The organism is Pseudomonas sp., assembly GCF_037994325.1.
GTDB lineage: Bacteria > Pseudomonadota > Gammaproteobacteria > Pseudomonadales > Pseudomonadaceae > Aquipseudomonas.
Genome location: NZ_JBBNAH010000443.1, coordinates 1 through 2,395, shown reverse-complemented (window position 1 = coordinate 2,395; position 2,395 = coordinate 1). Strand labels below are relative to the sequence as shown.

The 2,395-nt window shown below is 62.1% G+C and carries 3 protein-coding genes; all 3 read left to right on the top strand.

The genetic code is table 11. The annotated features are described in order from the left end of the window. Positions 1-448 (top strand): winged helix-turn-helix domain-containing protein (locus AAAB16_RS14850; RefSeq protein ID WP_340664011.1); only part of this gene is annotated, 448 nt, incomplete at its 5' end. Further along, positions 445-1,827, top strand: a complete 1,383-nt coding sequence (locus AAAB16_RS14845; protein WP_340664010.1) for a heavy metal sensor histidine kinase — start codon at positions 445-447, stop codon at positions 1,825-1,827. The genes AAAB16_RS14850 and AAAB16_RS14845, both read left to right, overlap by 4 nt. Positions 1,828-1,943: 116 nt before the next feature. Then, positions 1,944-2,395, top strand: a 452-nt coding sequence (locus tag AAAB16_RS14840) for a GAF domain-containing protein (protein WP_340664009.1), incomplete at its 3' end; no start/stop codon positions are given.

The window sequence follows — 2,395 nt, the reverse complement described above, 5'->3', positions numbered from 1 at the left end:
GTTTTTAACCGCGCGCGATGCCGTGGAAGACCGGGTAAAAGGCCTGGAGTTGGGGGCCGATGATTACCTGGTTAAGCCATTTTCCTATGCCGAGCTGTTAGCGCGGGTGCGCACGCTGTTGCGCCGTGGGCCGCCGCGTGAGGTGGAGCAGTTTGTGGTGGCCGATCTGCAGTTGGATGTGCTGCGCCGTAAGGTCACTCGCCAGGGTGAGCGGCTGAACCTGACCAATAAGGAATTTGCCCTGCTGCATTTGCTGCTGAGCCGCGAGGGTGAGGTGTTGTCGCGGGCGCAGATTGCTTCGCAGGTGTGGCAGATGAATTTCGACAGCGACACCAATGTGGTGGACGTGGCTATCCGCCGGCTACGCGCGAAGGTCGATGATCCGTTTACCTGCAAGCTGATCCATACCGTGCGCGGCATGGGTTATTGCCTTGAGGTGCAATCATGAGCCTATGGCCGCGCGCCCTTAGCCTGCGCCTGGCGCTGATGTTTGCCCTGGTCAGCGCGCTGCTGTTGGGCGCCATCGGGTTTTACCTGTACCACTCGTTGCAGCGCGAAATTGCCTGGCGCGATGACCAGGCGCTGCTGGGCCGGGTGCAACGTATGCAGGCGATTTTGGCCGACAGCCAGAGCATCACCGCGCTGCGCGAACGGCCGCAGTTGTACGAGAACATGTTGGGCAATCGCGACAACCTGCTGTGGGTGCTGGATGCTGCCGGCCAGGTGCTGATTGAAATCAACCCGCCGGGCGTGGCCCGCCCTACTCTGCCCGCCGCCAGCACCGCGCAATTGGCCGACGGCGACAGCAGTGAGCCGCTGCGCCTGGCCTGGCAGGACGTCACCGGCGGCGAGCAGCGCCTGACGCTGATTGCCGGCAAATTGCTTGGCGAGCGCGACGCCATGTTGGCGGCCTACCGCATGAAACTGTGGCTGGCGCTGGGCTGCGGCATGCTGCTGGCGTTTGTGCTGGGTTGGCTGGTGAGCCAACGCGGCTTGCGCCCGGTGCGTGAGTTGGCCCGGCGCTGCGCGACCATCGACAGCCAGCATTTGCACCTGCGCCTGGATGAGGTGCAGGCCACCGAGGAATTGCAGGGGCTGAGCCGCGCGCTGAATCAAATGCTCGCGCGCCTGGAAAGCGGTTTTGCTCAGCTGTCGCGCTTTTGCGAAGACCTGGCCCATGAAATGCGCACGCCACTGAGTAACCTGATGGGCCATACCCAGCAAACCCTGCAACGCGAGCGCACGGTGGCGGAGTATCAAGACCTGCTGGTGAGCAACGCCGAAGAGTACGAGCGCCTGGCGCGCATGATCGACAGCATGTTGTTTCTAGCGCGCACGGAACAGGCGCAGGCGGCTATCACCTGCCAGCCAATCGACCTGCAGGCGTTGGCTGAGCAATTGTGCGAGTACTTCGAAGGCATGGCCGAAGAGCGCGATATGCCGCTGCTGAACCAGGTCAGTGGCGAGTGGCTGGCCGACCCTGATTTGTTGCGCCGCGCCCTGGCCAATTTGCTCGCCAATGCCCTGCGCTATGGCCAGCCTGGCACCGTCATTACCCTGTCCAGCCGTCTTGACGGCAACCGCCTGGAGCTGTGGGTGCATAACCACGGCAAACCTATTGCGGCTGACCATTTGCCCCATCTGTTTGAACGCTTTTACCGCTGCGACCCGGCGCGCAGCGGTTCGGGCGACTCTGGCGGTTTGGGGTTGGCAATTGTGCGCTCGATCATGCAGTTGCATGGCGGCCAAGTGAAGGTGGCAAGCGACGATAGCGGCACGCGGTTTGGCTTGGTGTTTAGACCTGCACACCCTACGACGCCGGGCTAGGCCCGGAATTTGTTGACCGTCCGCGAAATAGCGCACGCCTTGTGCGCTTGCGGCTATCGAGACTGTAAGTATTTTGCTATCACTTAGCAGGTAGCCAGCCAGTATCGAGCTCTGCCATGGACCATCTCCTGTCGTTTTTGTCGGAAACAGTGCCGCAGGCGAGGACGGTCGAACAACTGACCCGCCCGCTGTTAACGCTGCTGCATCGCGTAACCGGGATGGAGTCGACGTACCTGACCACTATTGACCTGCAAAAGGGCGTGCAGCGCATCGAGTTCGCGCGCAACGTCGGCGACATGACGATTCCTGAAGGCTTGGTGGTGCCGTGGGAAGACACCCTGTGCAAGCGCGCGCTTGAAGAAAACCGGCTGTATTCGGACAACGTCTCGGAGTGTTGGGGCGACTCCCAGGCCGCGCAGGCGTTGGGTATTCGCACGTATGTCAGCGCGCCAATCCGCGCACAGGACGGCAGCGTGCTGGGCACCGTGTGTGCTGCCAGCGCGAAGCAAGTGACGCGCTCGCCGGAAGTGGAACCGATGCTATTGCTGCTTTCCAGCTTGCTGGGCTT

Bases quoted from the DNA above. Each gene is read 5' to 3' on its own strand.
- AAAB16_RS14845 (WP_340664010.1), top strand. From the start codon at position 445: ATGAGCCTATGGCCGCGCGCCCTTAGCCTGCGCCTGGCGCTGATGTTT.